Genomic DNA, 711 nt, shown 5'->3' on the forward strand with positions numbered 1-711 from the left:
CAGTAAGACTTGCTCGACTGATATTGATGCAATGAGCCCACGGCAGCTCACAGTCACTGCGAAGTGGGTTGGTGAGGTGCCACAGAGCATATTAAAGGCCCAAGAGATTGTGGCTGCCGGCCGGCGCTTTTTTACAGCTGAGAACATCGAAAATCTGACTCACCTCGGTGCAAGTCGGAGCTCGATGGCAATGATGATTGCAGATCTCGATAACGATGCTTAATCGATCGCAACGGCTGAGCTTTCAACGCGACGTGTGAATCACCCCGGACTCTCTAAACATCTTGCTAGCGCCTAACCGCTACATGACTACGCAGCTGTCCGTGACAATCACCTTGCACATTTCTTGGAAGGTTCATGTGCAAATCCCAGGAGGGAGAGCAATGGCAGTGCAACGTCGTCAGGGGCAAAGTAGGTGGTACACGGATGTTGAGGTCATGGAACCAGCGTTTCGGATTGAAGCTGGCGTGACCGATGAAGGCCTAGAGTACCGAGATCTGTTCATGCAGACTTTCGTTCGGGATGCCTCTGACCCCCGTCGTTGGCAGAGTCAGCCTGAACCCGATTGGCATTGGCTGGCAAGGGTCTTTCAGAAGCAGATTGTCACCTATCCAGTGTTCTCCAATCCTCATGCACAGCGCTACTTGAAGCCTCGGCATGGCCGCTTCCGAACACTCACTTATGAAAAGTACTTTGGGAAAAGCCTGCCGG

The 711-nt window shown here is 52.6% G+C and carries 2 protein-coding genes; both read left to right on the plus strand.

Annotated features, from left to right (window positions below; genetic code table 11):
- Positions 1–223: hypothetical protein (locus KMS84_RS38765; protein ID WP_256921253.1), on the plus strand; the 223-nt coding region annotated here is incomplete at its 5' end.
- A gap of 160 nt (positions 224–383) precedes the next feature.
- A partial coding sequence (locus KMS84_RS38770) for a hypothetical protein (RefSeq protein ID WP_256921254.1) occupies positions 384–711 on the plus strand: 328 nt, incomplete at its 3' end.

Origin of the sequence: Streptomyces hilarionis (assembly GCF_024539675.1) — a bacterium.
Taxonomy (GTDB): domain Bacteria; phylum Actinomycetota; class Actinomycetes; order Streptomycetales; family Streptomycetaceae; genus Streptomyces; species Streptomyces hilarionis.